This window comes from Ideonella livida, from assembly GCF_010499455.1.
In the GTDB taxonomy this organism is placed as follows: Bacteria; Pseudomonadota; Gammaproteobacteria; order Burkholderiales; family Burkholderiaceae_C; genus Ideonella; species Ideonella livida.
Map to the genome: position 1 here is coordinate 1 of NZ_JAAGOH010000004.1, position 17,444 is coordinate 17,444.

The following is a 17,444-nucleotide window of genomic DNA, read 5'->3' on the forward strand; positions in this document are numbered from 1 at the left end:
GCCACAGACCAATGGCATGGTCGAGCGGTTCAATGGCCGCTTGGAGCAGGTGCTGCGCACGCACCACTTCAACAGCGCGGAGGATCTGGAGAAGACCCTGCACCGCTATGTGTGGCTCTACAACCAGTACCTGCCACAGAAGGCGCTTGGGCATGAGACGCCCGTGCAGGCGCTCAAACGATGGCGGATCTCACACCCGCACTTGTTCCTCAAAATGATCAGGAATCATCCGGGACCTGACAAGTAGACATAAATTCCACTTATGGGGGGCGGATGAAGGCAGTATTTGCACCGCCGAAATTGCACCTTGTAGACATTCTCAGCTGCCCCCGCCCGCTGTCAACCTACTCCCCCTCACAACTCCGTCCTCAACCTCCACAGCTCCGGGAACAGCACGGTGTCGAGCATCTTGCGCAGGTAGCTGATGCCGCCGGTGCCGCCGGTGCCGCGTTTGAAGCCGATGACGCGCTCGACGGTGGTGAGGTGGCGGAAGCGCCAGAGGCGGAAGGCGTCTTCCAGGTCGGTGAGTTCTTCGCCGAGTTGGTAGAGGTCCCAGTGGGCTTGGGGGGCGCGGTAGACGGTGAGCCAGGCTTGCTGCACGGCGTCGTCGGCGGCGTAGGGTTGTGTCCAGTCGCGTTGGGTGTGGGTGGCGGGCACGGGGATGCCACGGCGGGCCAGCAGGCGCAGGGCTTCGTCGTACAGGCTGGGGGCGCGCCACGCGGCCTCTACCGGGGCCAGCAGGTCGGGGCGGTGGGCGTGGGGTTGCAGCATGGCGGCGTTTTTGTTGCCCAGGCTGAACTCAATGCAGCGGTATTGCCAGCTTTGAAAACCGCTGGAGTGGCCCAGGTAGGGGCGGATGGCGGAGTACTCGGGCGGGGTCATGGTGGCCAGCACGTCCCAGGCGTGCACCAGCTGTTCCATGATTTTGGACACCCGGGCCAGCATCTTGAAGGCGGGTTGCAGCTCGTCGCGCCCGATGGCGCCCACGGCGGCGGTCAGCTCGTGCAGCATGAGCTTCATCCACAGCTCCGAGGTTTGGTGCTGCACGATGAAGAGCATCTCGTTGTGGTCGGGCGAGAGCGGCTTTTGCGCGGTGAGGATCTGGTCGAGCTGCAGGTAGTCGCCGTAGCTCATGTCGCGTGAGAAGTCGAGCTGCGCGCCTTCGGTGCGGACGATGGATTCGCCACGGGCGGCGGTGGGGGTGCCGGCTTCTTCGGCTGGGTGGTAGGGGCAGGACATGGCGCGTCTCCTGTTTCGGGCTCAGGGTTGTGTTGTTGTGTGGGGGCGAGGCGCCGCAGGGGTTGCGGCGCCGGACATGGGCTCAGTCTCTTTAGGTCACAGCGGCTTTGGCCATGAAGCGGGCCTCGCGCCATTCGCCACTGGCCAGCACGTCGGCCAGGGTTTGGATGGCGTCGAACACGTCCACAAAGCGGGTGTAGAGCGGGGTGAAGCCAAAGCGCAGCAGGTGGGGCTCGGCGGCGGTGCCGTCGCCGGCGCGGTAGTCGCCAATCACGCCGCGGGCGATCAGGGCCTGCATCACCGCGTAGCCGTCGACCGAGCCATCGGCCGGCACACCCAGCGACACCTGGCTGCCACGCTGCGCGGGGTCCAGCGGGGTGTGGATGCTCAGGCCGCTGTGGGCCAGTTCTTGGCGCACCAGGGCGATGAACAGCTCAGACAGGGCCACCGACTTGGCGCGCAGCGCGGCCATGCCGCCCAGGGGTTCGGCGGCCAACACGGTGTTCACCCCGCATTCCAGCGCGGACATGCCGATGACCTGCGGCGTGCCACACAGGTAGCGCTGCATGCCAGGGGCCGGGCGGTAGCCGGGCTCGAAGACGAAGGGCGCGGCGTGGCCCATCCAGCCTGAGAGGGGCTGCCAGAAGCGGTCCGCATGGCGCGGGTGGGCCCAGCAGAAGGCCGGGGCGCCGGGGCCGCCGTTCAGGTACTTGTAGCCGCAGCCCACGGCAAAGTCAGCGTTGGCGCCGTTCAGGTCCACCGGCACGGCGCCGGCGGAGTGGGCCAGGTCCCACAGCATCAGCGCGCCGGCGGCGTGGGCCTGGGCGGTCACGGTGGCCATGTCGGCCATGCGGCCGCTGCGGTAGTTCACCTGGGTGAGCATCAGCACGGCCACGTCAGCGGCCTGGGCCAGGCGGGCCGGGATGGCGTCGATCTCGTGCAGCTCCAGCACCATGCCGTGCTGGGCGGCCACCGATTCAGCGATGTAGAGGTCGGTGGGGAAGTTGCTGCGCTCAGACACGATGACCCGGCGCGCCGGGTCGTTGGCCTGGGCGATGCGGGCGGCGGCACTCAGCACCTTGAACAGGTTGACCGAGGTGGAGTCGGCCACCACCAGCTCGCCCGGGGCGGCGCCCACCAGGCGGCCGATCTTGTCGCCCACGCGGCGCGGCAGGTCGATCCAGCCGGCGCTGTTCCAGCTGCGGATCAGGCCTTGGCCCCATTCCTGTGTCACCACGTCTTGCACGCGGGCGGCGGTGGCGCGGGGCAGCACGCCCAGCGAGTTGCCGTCGAGGTAGTTCACGCCGGCGGGCAGGTCGAACTGCTCGCGCAGCGGGGCCAGGGGGTCGGCGGCGTCACGGGCGGCGCAGGCGGCGCGGGTCAGGTTTTGGGGGGCGGTCATGGATGGGGGCTCCACGGGGTCAAAGGGAACGGAGGACGGCACGCACCGGCGAGGCGCAGGCGCCGGCCAGCTTCAGGGGCAGGGCAATCAGCTCGTAGTCGCCGGCGGGCACGGCGTCGAGCACCAGGTTTTCCAGCACACGCAGGTCGCGCTGGCGCAGCACCTGGTGGGCGTCCAGGGTTTTGCTGTCGCCGGGGTCCACGCTGGGGGTGTCAATGCCCACCAGGCGCACGCCTTGGTCGGCCAGCCAGGTCAGGGTCTCAGGCGCGTAGGCGCTGAAGGCGGGGTTCCACACCGTGTCGGCCTGCGCGCAGGTGCGCACCAGCACGCGGGGCGGCAGGCCGGCGGCGGCGTGGCGCAGGTGCTCGATGGTGATGAGCGGGCCGCAGCCGATGGCGTGGATCACGCGGCAAGGGCCCAGGTAGGCGTGCAGGTCGACCGCGTCAATGGCGGGGGCGTCGTTGGCGTAGTGCAGGGGGGCGTCGGCGTGGGCGCCCACGTGGGGCGACATCGTCATGGCGCTGAGGTTGACCGGGCAGCCGGGCGCGAGCCGGGCCGTCCAGCGCAGGGCGTAGGGCTCGTCGCCGGGAAAGATCGGCGCGTCGGCACTCACCAGGGGTGAGATGTCGTACAGGGTGGGCGGCTGTTTCATGGGGGCGGCAAGGTAAGGGCGTTGGGCGAGGCGTGGTGTCGGTTATTTCCAACGGGGGGTGGAAATCCCGGGCCGTCTCAGCGTTCGGGCGGCGCGCTTTGGCCCAGCCGGGCACGGGCCACGCCCAGCAGGTCATAGAGCTGCTGCTGCTCGGCATGGGGCAGGCCGGCAAACAGGGCTTGCAGCCAGCCTTCGTGCTCTGCTGCCATGGTGGCGAAGTGGGCGCGGCCGGCGTCGCTCAGGCGCACGCGCCAAGAGCGGCCGTCGTCGGGGTCGGGCTGGCGCTCCACCAGCCCTTCAGCCTCCAGCTGGGTGGTCAGGCCGGTGACGTTGCCGCCTGTCACCATCAGGCAGCGGGAGAGGGCGCTCATGCGCAGACCCTCGGGGTGGCGCTCCAGCTGGGCCAGGTAGTCAAAGCGCGCCAACGAGGTGCCAAAGCGCTCGCGCAGCCGGGTGCGGATCTCCTGCTCAATCTGCGTGGTGAGCGAGAGCAAGCGTAGCCAGGTGCGCACGGCCAGGTGGTCGTCTTCGGCGGAGCGGGTTTCCAGGCCCAGGTGGTGGGCCGGCGGCACTTGCGGGTCAGACGGGGCGGGTTCAGCGGGAGGGGCGTTTTCGCTCATGGCAGACACGGGCCGGGCCCGGCGCAGATGGGGTGAGAGCAGGGGGTGAGAGCCGGCGATGAGAGGCGGGAGCGGGCTCAGGGTTTCAATTTACTTCAGTTATAAAGCTTTAGTCCTAAACTAAAACCCGAAGGCCCGGCGGTCCCGGGCGAGGAAAGAGCACCCGCGATGAAGATCGTCTGCATCGGTGGCGGCCCCGCCGGCCTGTACTTCGCGCTGTTGATGAAGCAGCTGGACCCGGCCCACGACATCACCGTGGTCGAGCGCAACCGCCCCTACGACACCTTCGGCTGGGGCGTGGTGTTCTCGGACGCCACCATGGACCACATGCGCCAGTGGGACGGCGTGACCGCCGACCAGATCCAGCAGGCCTTCAACCACTGGGACGACATCGAGCTGCTGTTCAAGGGCCGCACCATCCGCTCGGGCGGCCACGGCTTCGTGGGCATCGGCCGCAAGAAGCTGCTCAACATCCTGCAGGCCCGCTGCGAGGCCCTGGGCGTGAAGCTGGTCTTCGAGACCGAGGCCGACTCCGATCTGGACTACCCCGACGCCGACCTGGTCATCGCCAGCGACGGGATCAACTCCCGCGTGCGCAGCCGCTACGCCGAGGTCTTCAAGCCCGACATCGTCACCCGCCCCAACCGCTACATCTGGCTGGGCACCCAGCGCCTGTACGACGCCTTCACCTTTGATTTCCAGCGCACCGAGCACGGCTGGTTCCAGGCGCACATCTACAAGTTCGACGAGACCACCAGCACCTTCATCGTCGAGTGCCCCGAGCACGTCTGGCTGGCGCACGGCCTGGACCGGGCCGATCCGGCCGACTCGATCGCCTTTTGCGAGCGCCTGTTCGCCGACAACCTGCAGGGCCACGCGCTGATGAGCAACGCGCGCCACCTGCGCGGCTCGGCCTGGCTGAACTTCCAGCGCGTGGTCTGCGGCCAGTGGTGGCTGAAGAACCAGCATGGCAGCCATGTGGTGCTGATGGGCGACGCGGTGCACACCGCGCACTTCGCGATCGGCTCGGGCACCAAGCTGGCGCTGGAGGACGCGATCGAGCTGGTGCGCCAGTTCAAGCGCCTGGGCGACCGGCCCGAGCAGATCGGCGCGGTGCTCTCCAGCTACCAGGCCGAGCGCAGCGTCGAGACCCTGCGCATCCAGAACGCCGCCTGGAACGCGATGGAGTGGTTCGAGGTCTGCGGCCAGCGCTACTGCGACCAGCTCGAGCCCGAGCAGTTCATGTACTCCATGCTGACCCGCAGCCAGCGCATCAGCCACGAGAACCTGCGCCTGCGCGACGCCGGCTGGCTGGAGGGCTACGAGCGCTGGTTCGCGCAGCGCGCCCTGGAGCAGGCCGGCGTGGCGGCGCCCGCCGCCACGGCCAAGCCCACCCCGCCCATGTTCACCCCCTACCGCCTGCGCGGGCTGACGCTGAAGAACCGCGTGGTGGTCTCGCCCATGGCCCAGTACAGCGCGGTGGACGGCGTGGTGGGCGACTACCACCTGGTCCATCTGGGTGCCCGCGCCCTGGGCGGCGCCGCCCTGGTGATGGCCGAGATGACCTGCACCAGCCCCGAGGCCCGCATCACACCCGGCTGCCCCGGCCTGTGGACCGATGAGCAGGGCGCCGCCTGGGCCCGCATCGTCGACTGGGTGCACGCCCACAGCGACGCCGCCATCGGCGTGCAGATCGGCCATGCCGGCCCCAAGGGCTCCACCTGCGCGCCCTGGCAGGGCGGCGGCATGGACCAGGCCTTGCCGGAAGGGGAAGGGCAGGGTGACGGTCTGCGCAACTGGGGCCTGTTGGCCGCCAGCGCCCAGCCCTACCTGCCCGACGGCCAGGTGCCCCGCGCCATGACCCGCGCCGACATGGACCGGGTCAAGACCGACTTCGTCGCCGCCGCCGGCCGGGCGGCCCAGGCCGGCTTCGACTGGCTGGAGCTGCACTGCGCCCACGGCTACCTGCTGTCGAGCTTCCTGTCGCCGCTGACCAACCACCGCCAGGACGAGCACGGCGGCCCGCTGGAGAACCGCCTGCGCTACCCGCTGGAGGTGGCCGCCGCGGTGCGCGCCGCCTGGCCGGCCGACCGGCCGATGTCGGTGCGCATCTCGGCCCACGACTGGGTGGCCGGCGGCAACACCCCGGCCGAGGCGGTGGCCATGGCGAAGGCCTTCAAGGCGGTGGGCGTGGACCTGGTGGACGTGTCCTCGGGCCAGGTCTCGCCCGATCAAAAGCCCACCTACGGCCGCATGTACCAGACCCCGTTTGCCGACCGGGTGCGGCAGGAGGCCGGCATCGCCACCATGGCGGTGGGCGCGATCAGCGAGGCCGACCACGTCAACGCCATCATCGCCGCCGGCCGCGCCGACCTGTGCGCGGTGGGCCGCCCGCACCTGGCCAACCCGGCCTGGACCCTGGCCGAGGCCGCCCGCATCGGCCACACCCCGATCCGCTGGCCGCGCCAGCTGGTGTCGGGCAAGTCGCAGATGGAGTCGCTGGCCCAGCGCGCCGCCCAGCAGGCGGCCCAGGCGGCGGGGGGCGCCAAGTGAGCGGCCCGCTGAGCGACCGCCACGTGCTGGTCACCGGCGCGGCGCGCGGCATCGGGGCCGCCATCGCCCAGCGCCTGGCCGCCGACGGCGCCCGCCTGACCCTGCTGGGCCGCCGCCCCGACGCGCTGGCCGCGCTGTGCCAGGCCTTGCCCGGCAGCGGCCACCACTGGGTGATGGCCGATGTGGCCGACGAGGCCCAGGTGCAGACCGCCTTCGCCCAGGCCCGCGAGCGCCAGGGCCTGTTGCACGGCCTGGTCAACAACGCCGGCCAGGCCGAGAGCGCGCCGCTGCACCGCACCTCCAGCGCGCTGTGGCAGCAGATGCTGGCGGTCAACCTGACCGGCACCTTCCTGTGCTGCCGCGAGGCGCTGCCCGACCTGCGCGCCGCCGCCGGCCTGGGCCGCATCGTCAACATCGCCAGCACCGCCGGCCAGCGCGGCTACGCCTACGTGGCGGCCTACAGCGCGGCCAAGCACGGCGTGGTGGGCCTGACCCGCTCGCTGGCGCTGGAGCTGGCCAGCAGCGGCGTCACCGTCAACGCGGTCTGCCCCGGCTACACCGACACCGACATCCTGCGCGAGAGCGTGGCCAACGTGGTCGCCAAGACCGGCCGCACGCCCGAGCAGGCCCTGGCCGAGTTCGCGGCCAGCAACCCGCAGCGCCGCATCGTCCAGCCCGCCCAGGTCGCCGACACGGTGGCCTGGCTGATGGGCGAGGGCGCCGCGGCCATCACCGGCCAGTGCCTGTCCGTCTCCGGCGGCGAAGTCATGTGAGCCCCCCCTTGAGGATCCCCATGAGCCACACCCCTTCCTCCCCCGACATCGACCCCGGTCTGCTGGCCGGCAACCGCCGCCCCCTGGCCGGCTACCAGGCCACCCACTTCCGCTTTGAAGTGGCCGGCGCGGTCGCCACCATCACCCTCAACCGCCCCGAGCGCAAGAACCCGCTGACCTTCGAGAGCTACGCCGAGCTGCGCGACCTGTTTCGCGCCATGAAGCACGCCCACGATGTCCACGCGGTGGTGCTGGTCGGCGCGGGCGACAACTTCTGCTCCGGCGGCGACGTGCACGAGATCATCGGCCCGCTGGTGCGCCTGCCCGCGCCCGAGCTGCTGATGTTCACCCGCATGACCGGCGACCTGGTGGCCGCGATGCGCGCCTGCCCGCAGCCCATCGTGGCCGCGCTGGACGGCGTGTGCGCCGGCGCCGGCGCCATCCTGGCCATGGCCTCGGACCTGCGCCTGGGCACCGCGCGCAGCAAGACCGCCTTCCTGTTCAACCGGGTCGGCCTGGCCGGCTGCGACATGGGCGCCTGCGCCATCCTGCCGCGGCTCATCGGCCAGGGCCGCGCCAGCGAGCTGCTCTACACCGGCCGCTCTCTGGGCGGCGAAGAGGGCGAGCGCTGGGGCTGGCTCAACCGCCTGGTCGCCCCCGAAGCCCTGCTGGACGAGGCCCGGGCCCTGGCCGCCAGCCTGTGCGAGGGCCCCACCTTCGCCAACGGCATCACCAAGACCATGCTCCACCAGGAGTGGGCGATGACCGTGGACCAGGCCATCGAAGCCGAGGCCCAGGCCCAGGCCCTGTGCATGCTGACCCAGGACTTCCGCCGCGCCTACGAGGCCTTCGCCGCCAAGCAGAAGCCCGTCTTCGAAGGGAACTGACCCGATGAGCGACACCGCCTACCTCGACTGGCCATTCCTGGAAGACCGCCACCGCGCGCTGGCCCGTGAGCTGGACGCCTGGGCCACCGCCCACGTGCCCCACGAGCACGGCCCCGATGTGGACGCCGAGTGCCGCGCCCTGGTCAAGTCCCTGGGCGCCGCCGGCTGGCTGCGGCACGCGGTGGGCGGCACCGCCCACGGCGGCGCGGCCGACGTGATCGACACCCGCAGCATCTGCCTGGTGCGCGAGACCCTGGCCCGCCACAGCGGCCTGGCCGACTTCGCCTTCGCGATGCAGGGCCTGGGCTCGGGCGCGATCAGCCTGGCCGGCACGCCCGAGCAGCGCGCCGCCTGGCTGCCCAAGGTGGCCGCCGGCGAGGCGATCAGCGCCTTCGCGCTGTCCGAGCCCGAGGCCGGCTCGGATGTCGCCGCCATGGCCTGTGCCGCGCGCGCCGAGGGCGAGCACTACATCATCGACGGCGAGAAGACCTGGATCAGCAACGGCGGCATCGCCGATGTCTACGTCGTCTTTGCCCGCACGGGCGAGGCGCCGGGGTCGCGCGGCATCAGCGCCTTCATCGTGCCGGCCGGCACGCCCGGCTTCGAGATCGCCGAGCGCATCGACGTGATCGCCCCGCACCCGCTGGCCCGGCTGCGCTTCACCAACTGCCGGGTGCCGGCCAGCGCCCGCATCGGCGCCCCGGGCGAGGGCTTCAAGGTGGCGATGCGCACGCTGGACGTGTTCCGCACCTCGGTGGCCGCCGCCGCGCTGGGCTTTGCCCGCCGCGCGCTGGACGAGGGCCTGCACCGCGCCACCACCCGCAAGATGTTCGGCGGCGTGCTGGCCGACTTCCAGCTCACCCAGGCCAAGCTGGCCCAGATGGCCACCACCATCGACTCGGCCGCGCTGCTGACCTACCGCGCCGCCTGGCAGCGCGACCAGGGCCGCCCCGTCACCCGCGAGGCCGCGATGGCCAAGATGGTGGCCACCGAGGGCGCCCAGCAGGTGATCGATGCCGCGGTGCAGCTGTGGGGCGGCCTGGGCGTGGTCAGCGAAGTGCCGGTCGAGCGCCTGTACCGCGAGATCCGCGCGCTGCGCATCTACGAAGGGGCGACCGAGGTGCAGCAACTCATCATCGCCCGCGAACTGCTGAAGGGGGTTGGCACATGATCCGCAGTGGCTTGATCGACACCTTTGCCCGCGACCACCTGCCCGCGCCCGAGGCCCAGCCCCAGTTCCTGTTCGAGCGCCCCGAGCTGCAGTTCCCCGAGCGCCTGAACGCTGCCGCCGAGCTGCTGGACCGCCACGTGGCGGAGGGGAGGGGAGACCGCGTGGTCATCCGCGCCCCCGGCGGTGTGGTCTGGACCTATGCCGACCTGCAGGACCGCGCCAACCGCGTGGCCGAGGTGCTGGTGCGCGAGATGGGCCTGGTGCCCGGCAACCGCGTGCTGCTGCGCGCGCCCAACAACCCGATGATGGCTGCCTGCTGGTTCGGCGTGGTCAAGGCCGGCGGCATCGCCGTGGCCACCATGCCGCTGCTGCGCGCCAAGGAGCTCAAGCCCATCATCGACAAGGGCCAGGTGACGCACGCCCTGTGCGACGCCCAACTTGCCGAGGAGCTGGCCTTGGCGCGGCCCGAGGTGTCGGTGCTGCGCGAGGTGCGCCACTTCAACGGCGCCGAGCCCGACGGCTTGGAGGCCGCCATGGCCCGCCAGAGCGGCCGCTTCGACGCCGTGGACACCGCCGCCGACGATTGCTGCCTGTTCGCCTTCACCTCGGGCACCACCGGCGTGCCCAAGGCCACCATGCACTTCCACCGCGACGTGATGGCCGCCTGCGCCGCCTTCCCGCGCCACATCCTGCGCCCGCGCCCCGACGACGTGTTTATTGGCAGCCCGCCCCTGGCCTTCACCTTCGGCCTGGGCGGCCTGCTGCTGTTCCCGATGAGCGTGGGCGCCAGCACCGTGCTGCTGGAAAAGGCCGGCCCGCCGCAGTTGCTAGAGGGCATCGAAGCCTTTGGCGCCACCACCCTGTTCACCGCGCCCACCTCGTACCGCGCCCTGGCGGCCCACGGCGAGCGCCTGCGGGCCACGCCGCTGCGCCAGTGCGTGTCGGCCGGCGAGGCGCTGCCCGCCGCCACCCGCGCGCTGTGGCAGGAGGCCACCGGCGTCACCCTGATTGACGGCATCGGCTCGACCGAGCTGCTGCACATCTTCATCTCGGCCGACGAGGCCCACAGCCGCCCCGGCGCCACCGGACGCGCCGTGCCCGGCTACCGCGCCAAGGTGATCGACGAGCAGGGCCAAGACTGCCCGCCCGGCACCGTGGGCAAGCTGGCGGTGCAGGGCCCCACCGGCTGCCGCTACCTGGACGACCCGCGCCAGGCCCAGTACGTGCAGAACGGCTGGAACGTGACCGGCGACGCCTACCGCATGGACGCCGACGGCTACTTCTTCTACCAGGCGCGCACCGACGACATGATCATCTCGGCCGGCTACAACATCGCCAGCCCCGAGGTGGAAGACGCGCTGATGTCCCACCCCGCCGTGGCCGAATGCGCGGTGATCGGCGTGCCCGACGAGGAGCGCGGCCAGATCGTCAAGGCCTTCGTGGTGCTGCGCCCCGGCGTGCCCGAGGACGAGGCCACCGTGCGCACCCTGCAGGACCACGTCAAGCAGACCGTGGCGCCCTACAAATACCCGCGTGCGGTGGAATTCCGCACCACGCTGCCCCGCACCCAGACCGGCAAGCTGCAACGCTTCAAGCTGAAGGAATCCGAATGACCAAACAAGTGTTGCAACCGGCGGACTGGGCCGCACCCAAGGGCTATGCCAACGGCGTGGCGGCCACCGGCCGCACCGTCTTCGTGGCCGGCCAGATCGGCTGGAACGCCGCCAGCCAGTTCGAGAGCGACGACCTGGTGGACCAGGTACGCCAGGCCCTGCTCAACGTGCGCGCCGTGCTGGCCGAGGCCGGCGCCGCGCCCCAGCACATCTGCCGCATGACCTGGTACTTGATCGACAAGCGCGACTATCTGGCCCGTGCCGCTGACATTGGCCGCGCCTACCGCGAGGTGCTGGGCCGGGAGTTTGGCGTGGCCATGACCGCAGTGCAGGTGAGCGGCCTGATTGAGGATCGGGCCAAGGTGGAGATTGAGGTCACCGCCGTGCTGCCTTGAGGCGTCCTGCGCGACGTGGCCGCCGCGGACCAACATCCGCGGCACGGCGAGGCGCGAGCCTCGCTTTTTTAAGGTCAATAAATGGATATACGCAAATAATCAATAAAGACCGCGCCCAGCCACGCATCCGTCCACCAAAGGGCAACAGTGGCGGGCCCTAGGCCCACCAACCAGCCAAGACAAAGGGGGCGGATCGGCAGCCTCGCGTCAAAGCCGCGCGCCGAGCCGAACACCTTGCTCGATGGCGCGCTTGGCGTCGAGTTCACCCGCTTGCTGCGCGCCGCCGATCACATGCACCGTCAAGCCGGCCGCCTGCAGCGGCGCTTGCAGCGTGCGCAGCGGCTCCTGGCCGGCGCAGAGCACCACATGGTCCACGGGCAACCACTGCGGGTTGCGGCGGTCGGGGCCTTCGCTGATTTTCAGGCCTTGGGGGCCGATCTCTTCGTAGTTCACACCGCTGACCATGCGCACGCCGCGCATCTTCAGGCTGCTGCGGTGGATCCAGCCGGTGGTCTTGCCCAGGTTGGCGCCCATCTTCTGTGCCTTGCGCTGCAGCAGGGTGACCTGCCGTGCGGGGGCGGGTGGGGCGGGGGGCTGGGGCGCCAGTCCGCCGCGGGCTTCGGCCGGATCGACCACGCCCCATTCGGCCATCCAGGCGGGCAGGTCCAGCGCGGTGCTGGGGTGGGCCGCCGGCTGCGTCAGGAACTCGGCCACGTCAAAGCCAATGCCGCCGGCGCCGACCACCGCCACCCGCGGGCCGACGGGAGCACCGCGCAGCACGTCGATGTAGCCCAGCACCTTGTCCGGGTGCTGATCCTGGCCCGGAATGCGCGGGTTGCGTGGCTGCACCCCGGTGGCCAGCACCACCTCGGAGGCGCCGCAGGCGGTCAGGGTGGCCACGTCGGCCCGGGTGTTCAGGTGCACCTGCACGCCGGTGGCGTCCAGGCGGCGGCGCCAATAGCGCAGCGTCTCGTGAAATTCTTCTTTGCCCGGGACTTGCTTGGCCAGGTTGAGCTGGCCGCCCACCTCGGGGGCGGCTTCAAACAGGTGCACGCGGTGGCCTCGTTCGGCCAGGGTGGTGGCGGCTGCCAGGCCTGCCGGTCCGGCTCCCACCACCGCCAGGGTCCTGGCGGTTGGCGCGGCGAGGAGGCGGATCTCCGTCTCCCGGCAGGCGCGGGGGTTGACCAAGCAGCTGGAGAGCTTGTTGTCGAACACATGGTCCAGACAAGCCTGGTTGCAGGCGATGCAGGTGTTGATGTCCAGGGCGCGGTTTTGCCGGGCCTTCTGCACAAAGGCGGCATCGGCCAGCAGCGGGCGGGCCATCGACACCATGTCCGCATGGCCGTCCGCCAGCAGCTGTTCGGCCACTTCGGGGGTGTTGATGCGGTTGCTGGTGATCAGCGGGATCCGCACCTCGGCCTTCATCTTGCGGGTGAGCCAGGCAAAGGCGCCGCGGGGCACGCTGGTGGCAATGGTGGGCACCCGCGCCTCATGCCAGCCAATGCCGGTGTTGAGGATCGTGGCGCCTGCCGCCTCAATGGCCTTGGCCAGCTGCACCACCTCGTCCCAGGTGGAGCCACCGGGCACCAGGTCGATCATCGACAGGCGGTAGATGAGGATGAAGTCCGGCCCCACGGCTTCTCGGATGCGACGCACGATCTCCACCGGCAGCCGCATGCGGTTTTCATAGGCACCGCCCCAGCGATCGGTGCGGTGGTTGGTACACGCCGCGATGAACTGGTTGATGAAATAGCCTTCGCTGCCCATCACTTCCACGCCGTCGTATCCCGCTTCACGGGCCAGCACGGCGCAGCGCACAAAGGCGCGGATCTGGCGCTCGATGCCGCGCTCGGACAGCTCACGCGGCCGGAACGGGGAAATGGGCGATTTCAGTGAGGACGGGGCCACCGCCAGGGGCTGATAGGCATATCGGCCAGTGTGCAGGATCTGCAGCGCAATCTTGCCGCCGGCGCCATGGACGGCCTGGGTCACGACCTGATGGCGACGGGCCGCGCCGCGCGTGGCCAGGGTGCCGGCGAAGGGCTTGGCCCAGCCCTCGATGTTCGGGGCAAAGCCGCCGGTGACGATCAGCCCGACCTCACCCTCGGCCCGCTCCCTGAAATACGCCGCCAAGCGGCTCAGGTCACGGCCTTCCTCCAGCCCGGTGTGCATGGAGCCCATCAGCACCCGGTTCCTCAGCGTGGTGAATCCCAGGTCGAGCGGGGCCAGCAGGTGAGGGTAGGGCGTGGTCATGGTGGCGCAGCCTTCTCGGGTTCAAGCGGACGGCGCCGATTGTGGTGGTGGGCCTGCCATCTGCCCTGTCGGGTGGGTGACAGGTGCCATGCAACGGCAAGGGGTTTCGGGTAGATCGGCAGAGGTCGTACCAAAGCGAAGGCATGGGCTCACCCGTCTGTGGATGGCTGGCGGTGCCGGCGAGACATGGATCTTGGAGGGCGCAAGCCGCCTTCCTGCTTGGGGTCACCGTTGCACTTCCACCCCTAGGTTGGCGCTGTCTTGGGCGGTGTGATCAAACCGCCCCAGCCACCGGCTGATGTACCGTCCAGCCCACAAATTTCGGGAGTTGAAATGCCTCTTGCCAACGGCGCTTCGCGTCACGTCTTGCCAGTGCTCGGTTTGAGTTTGATCTTGCTGTCGGGGTGCGGCAGTGAAAGTGAGGGCGACGGCGTGGAGGGCTCGGGAGTCAGGCAGGCCGCGTTGGCGGGCAGCTCGAATGTCGCCTATCAACTGCTTGTTCGAAACGACGACGGCATCGTCAATGCCTACGCGGTGAGCGACACCACGTTGGCCAGTATTCCGGCAGAGCACTATGACGCTTCGGCCAACACGCTCACACGCGGGGCCGATCAATGGGTGTTCTTCATGGGCTCCAGTGGTGTGCAAGGGCTGGACCTGCGCGGAAAGACACACCAGAGTCCGATGGCGCTGAATGGCCCGGGCGGTGCATGCCGCGTCTTGGCGGCCACCAGTTTGGACAGCAGCGGCAACAGCGCTTTGTTGACCTTGGCCTCCCTCCAAGACGGCAGCTGCGGCAGCACGCCCAGTCACTTGCTGCAGGTGGGCGCCAATGGTGCCGTCGTGACGATCGCCCTGGTCAACGAGCGACTGATTCAGCCGGTGAAGAATGCGGACGGCGGGGTCGCCGGCCTGCTGATGGCCGTCAAGGTCAATGGCGGCGGTGAATGGGTCGCCTGGCGGGCGGTGGGCAGCAGTGCTGCCCCGACCCTCCTGGGTGAGGTGCCCGCCAGCGTCAGCACCTCGGTGGAATGGTTGGGGCAAGACGCCAGCCAGCCCGGACTGGGCTACTTGAAACTCAATGGCCAGTTGCGCAGCCTGCGTTGGTCTGGCCAACAGCTCAGCCTGGATACCGCAGTGCTGCACAGTTTTGCTTCTTCTGACGCTTCTGCCTTTGCAGGTGATGCGCAGGGGGTCTACTTCAGCGACGGCCTGTCGCTGCTACGCGCCCGTGCGGGAGTGGTTGCCGCCTTGGGCACCCTGGGCGACGACACCGCTGACCTGGGCGTGGAGAAGCTGGTCTTGACCACGCAACGGGTGGCCGCCATGCTGACCACGCCCGCCCGCACCGACCTGCCGCTGGGCTGCGTCAACCACACTCGCCTGCTCCAATCACTGGGCAGGGCCGGCGGCAGTCCGGTCAGCCTGCGCAAAGAGGCCGTGGACACCTGCGGCGTGGTTGGCGGTGTCCCGACCATGTTCCTGGGCTGGGGCAGCGGCGACCAGATCGTGCTGAAGCAATCGTGGACCAACACGACCAGCCACAGCAGTGGCCACCTGCTGGCGGTGCAGAGCGACGCCCAAGCCCCGACCAGCCCCGTCACCTTTGACAGCAGCCGCAACCTCTTGCTTCCGGTGCTCCCGGCCACCATTGCGCACGGCAGCACGGCGGTGCAGCCCTCCGCCCTCATCGCCTTTGACAGCAACGCGCAAGCGCTGGTGCAACTGAGCTTGCCGGGGCTGGTGTCCCAATCGTTGGGTGCGCTGCCGCGAAGTACCAGTTTCAACAACGAAACCAGTTGCACCCAGGCGATTGCCCAGGTGCCGGTGGCCTGCACTGTCCCGATGTTCCAACTGGACAGCGATGCGCAAGAGGCCTGGCGATTCACACCGGGCCAGAACAGTTCTCTGCAGCAAATCGTGGCCCGCTGACAGCGGCGTGACCTAAAGAGCCCCGTTGGCGTTGGCTGACCAAAACCCGGGTCAGTCGGCTCCATCGGGCTGTTTGTCTCAGCCGGCAGCCAAAAAAAAGGCCGCTCGGCTTCTGCCGGCGGCCTGTGGGTGGGTGAGGAGGATGGCCGCCCGAAGCGGCGCTGTGTCGTCAGGCCGGCTCGGCAGCCAGGCTCAGTTCAGGCAGGGCAATTTGGTGGCCGGTGCTGAACTGGTAGTCCTTGAACACGTGCTCGGCGGTCAGCAGCTGGTACTGGCCGTTGGCGTCGCGGTGCGTGGTGTCCTTGAGCTTGTAGGTCAGGTGGCCACAGGTCCAGATCTCGAAGTTGCGCATGTGGGTGCACAGGCAAGTCTTGTCCCAGATCTGCACGCGCTTTTCACCCGGGTGGGCCGCCACTTCGCGGTTCCAGGAGGTGACATACGAGCACTTGCAGTTGGCGTCCAGCAGATAGCCGTAGGCCTCGCAATTGGGCTTGATGCCGTCGCCAATGCCGGGCGAGGACTTGATCATGCGCATCGGGTAGCCGGTGGGCGAGATCTGGTTGACTTCAATGTCGTCTTCGCCGGCCTTGAAGTACTCCTGCTTGATCTCGTCAGGCAGGCCGCACTCTTTGGTCACGGTGAAGCGGGTGGCCACCTGCACGCCGGAGGCGCCTGCCTCCAGGAAGGCGGTGGCCTGGCCCCCGGTGAAGATGCCGCCGGCCGGCAGCACCGGAATGTCCAGCTGCTCGTCGCGCAGGTATTGCAGCACTTCGTTGGTGATGGTGGCCAGGTCGTACTGGGCCCAATCCATGCCAAAGCCGAGGTGGCCACCAGCCAGCGGGCCTTCGACCACCACGTAGTCGGGCAGCCGGCCTGAGCGGGCGTTCTTCTTGATGAACAACTGCAGCGCGCGCACCGACGAGACGATGATGCCCAGCTTGGCGTCGCGGAAACGGGGGTGGTCCTCGATCAGGCCGAAGGAGCCCAGGTGCAGGCCGGCGGCCAGGGTGATGCCGTCGATGCCGGCGTCCAGCGCGGCCGTCAGGCGGACCTTGAGGGTCTCCTTGGGCGCGTTCATGGTGAGCTTTTCCATGCAGTTGATGAACACCATGCCGGGGCCCTTCTTGCGGGCCATGGTGTTTTCCACATGCAGGCGGGTGGCCTCTTCCAAGCGGCCCAGGTCGAACTTGACGCTGGACTTGTCCTCGGAATCGGTGTTGTGCTTGTAGAGCGCCAGCTTTTCCTTGACGTGCTTGGTCTTGTAGCGGCGGTCGGTGACCGTGTTGATCATCGCGTCGGAGATGTGACCCACGCCGCCCAGTCGCGCCGCTTCCAGAGCCAGGTCGGCGGTGGAGATGTCCACGCCCATGCCACCGATCATGATCGGCACCAGCTCATGCTTGCCCAGGCGCAAGCGGAAGTCATCGACACGTTTCATCAGGCACTTTCTCAGGAGTTCCCTGGCGGCGGACCGTCGGGCGCCCAGGCTCCGGGCGATCTCGGCCGACGGAGGCCCGGCAAGGCGCAGGTGCGCCAGGGCAAAACCTCGATTTTACGTGACTGGCCTGCGTCAAAGGGGTCAAACCCTGGCTCTGGCATGATCGAGATCAGGTTTGCCGGTGTTCCGACCGGTTTGGCGCGCCTGCATTCTTCATGTCCCCACACCACCATCCCCACGCCCTTGACGCCACGCAGGATCCCGCTGACGAGCGGCTGACCAGCCTGGAGATCAAGATCAGCTACCTGGAAGATCAGGTGGACGCGCTCAACCAGACCGTCTACCGCCAGGCCAACCAGATTGATGTGCTGATCCACGAGCTGCGGGCGCTCAAGGCCCAACAAGCCGCGGGTGGCACTGTGGTGCGCAGCCTGCGCGACGAACTGCCGCCCCACTACTGAGCGGCGCAAGGGGCCCGGGCACCGGCCGCTGGGCGGGCGCCGATAATCGCGATCC

The 17,444-nt window shown here is 69.3% G+C and carries 15 protein-coding genes; 9 read left to right on the top strand and 6 right to left on the bottom strand.

The features are described 5' to 3' along the window. Window positions 1-247: integrase core domain-containing protein (locus G3A44_RS04530; protein ID WP_163456326.1), on the top strand; the 247-nt coding region annotated here is incomplete at its 5' end. A 107-nt stretch (window positions 248-354) separates the two neighbouring features. Here the strand turns inward: G3A44_RS04530 and kynA are convergent. From kynA to G3A44_RS04550, 4 genes are all read right to left on the bottom strand, one after another. Further along, window positions 355-1,239, bottom strand: coding sequence for a tryptophan 2,3-dioxygenase (gene kynA / locus G3A44_RS04535; protein ID WP_163456327.1), 885 nt, complete (start codon window positions 1,237-1,239; stop codon window positions 355-357). Window positions 1,240-1,330: 91 nt separating this feature from the next. Further along, a complete protein-coding gene (gene kynU / locus G3A44_RS04540; RefSeq protein WP_163456328.1) occupies window positions 1,331-2,641 on the bottom strand; it encodes a kynureninase in 1,311 nt (436 codons plus the stop codon). A gap of 19 nt (window positions 2,642-2,660) precedes the next feature. Next, window positions 2,661-3,293 (bottom strand): arylformamidase, encoded by a 633-nt coding sequence (gene kynB / locus G3A44_RS04545; protein WP_163456329.1) that lies wholly within the window; start codon window positions 3,291-3,293, stop codon window positions 2,661-2,663. Between the two features lie 77 nt (window positions 3,294-3,370). After that, complete coding sequence (locus G3A44_RS04550) at window positions 3,371-3,913, bottom strand: MarR family winged helix-turn-helix transcriptional regulator (RefSeq protein ID WP_163456330.1); 543 nt, start codon at window positions 3,911-3,913, stop codon at window positions 3,371-3,373. A gap of 168 nt (window positions 3,914-4,081) precedes the next feature. Here G3A44_RS04550 and G3A44_RS04555 point away from each other — a divergent pair, with 168 nt between their 5' ends. From G3A44_RS04555 to G3A44_RS04580, 6 genes are read left to right on the top strand one after another with little or no spacing between them, the layout of a single operon-like run. After that, the gene (locus G3A44_RS04555; RefSeq protein ID WP_163456331.1) at window positions 4,082-6,466 is read left to right on the top strand and encodes a bifunctional salicylyl-CoA 5-hydroxylase/oxidoreductase; all 2,385 of its coding nucleotides are present in this window, start codon (window positions 4,082-4,084) and stop codon (window positions 6,464-6,466) included. After that, on the top strand, window positions 6,463-7,239 hold the full coding sequence (locus G3A44_RS04560; RefSeq protein ID WP_163456332.1) for an SDR family NAD(P)-dependent oxidoreductase: 777 nt from the start codon (window positions 6,463-6,465) through the stop codon (window positions 7,237-7,239). The genes G3A44_RS04555 and G3A44_RS04560 overlap by 4 nt, the downstream gene beginning before the upstream one ends. A gap of 20 nt (window positions 7,240-7,259) precedes the next feature. Then, window positions 7,260-8,126: an enoyl-CoA hydratase family protein gene (locus G3A44_RS04565; protein ID WP_163456333.1), complete on the top strand. Its 867-nt coding sequence runs from the start codon at window positions 7,260-7,262 to the stop codon at window positions 8,124-8,126. A 4-nt stretch (window positions 8,127-8,130) separates the two neighbouring features. Next, entirely contained in the window at window positions 8,131-9,297 is a 1,167-nt protein-coding gene (locus G3A44_RS04570; RefSeq protein ID WP_163456334.1) for an acyl-CoA dehydrogenase family protein, read from the top strand. Then, window positions 9,294-10,910, top strand: coding sequence for an AMP-binding protein (locus G3A44_RS04575; RefSeq protein WP_163456335.1), 1,617 nt, complete (start codon window positions 9,294-9,296; stop codon window positions 10,908-10,910). The genes G3A44_RS04570 and G3A44_RS04575 overlap by 4 nt, the downstream gene beginning before the upstream one ends. Next, complete coding sequence (locus G3A44_RS04580) at window positions 10,907-11,305, top strand: RidA family protein (RefSeq protein WP_163456336.1); 399 nt, start codon at window positions 10,907-10,909, stop codon at window positions 11,303-11,305. Before G3A44_RS04575 ends, G3A44_RS04580 begins: the two co-directional genes overlap by 4 nt. 207 nt (window positions 11,306-11,512) lie before the next feature. On the opposite strand, the gene G3A44_RS04585 is transcribed toward G3A44_RS04580, so the two are convergent. After that, window positions 11,513-13,558 (bottom strand): NADPH-dependent 2,4-dienoyl-CoA reductase, encoded by a 2,046-nt coding sequence (locus G3A44_RS04585; protein ID WP_163456337.1) that lies wholly within the window; start codon window positions 13,556-13,558, stop codon window positions 11,513-11,515. A gap of 270 nt (window positions 13,559-13,828) precedes the next feature. Here G3A44_RS04585 and G3A44_RS04590 point away from each other — a divergent pair, with 270 nt between their 5' ends. Then, a complete protein-coding gene (locus tag G3A44_RS04590) occupies window positions 13,829-15,490 on the top strand; it encodes a hypothetical protein (protein WP_163456338.1) in 1,662 nt (553 codons plus the stop codon). Between the two features lie 169 nt (window positions 15,491-15,659). Here G3A44_RS04590 and G3A44_RS04595 read toward each other — a convergent pair whose 3' ends face one another. After that, a complete protein-coding gene (locus G3A44_RS04595) occupies window positions 15,660-16,928 on the bottom strand; it encodes a nitronate monooxygenase (protein WP_163456339.1) in 1,269 nt (422 codons plus the stop codon). Window positions 16,929-17,143: 215 nt separating this feature from the next. Between G3A44_RS04595 and G3A44_RS04600 the strand changes: the two genes are divergently transcribed. After that, window positions 17,144-17,389, top strand: a complete 246-nt coding sequence (locus tag G3A44_RS04600) for a SlyX family protein (protein ID WP_163456340.1) — start codon at window positions 17,144-17,146, stop codon at window positions 17,387-17,389. The last annotated feature ends 55 nt before the right edge of the window (window positions 17,390-17,444 follow it).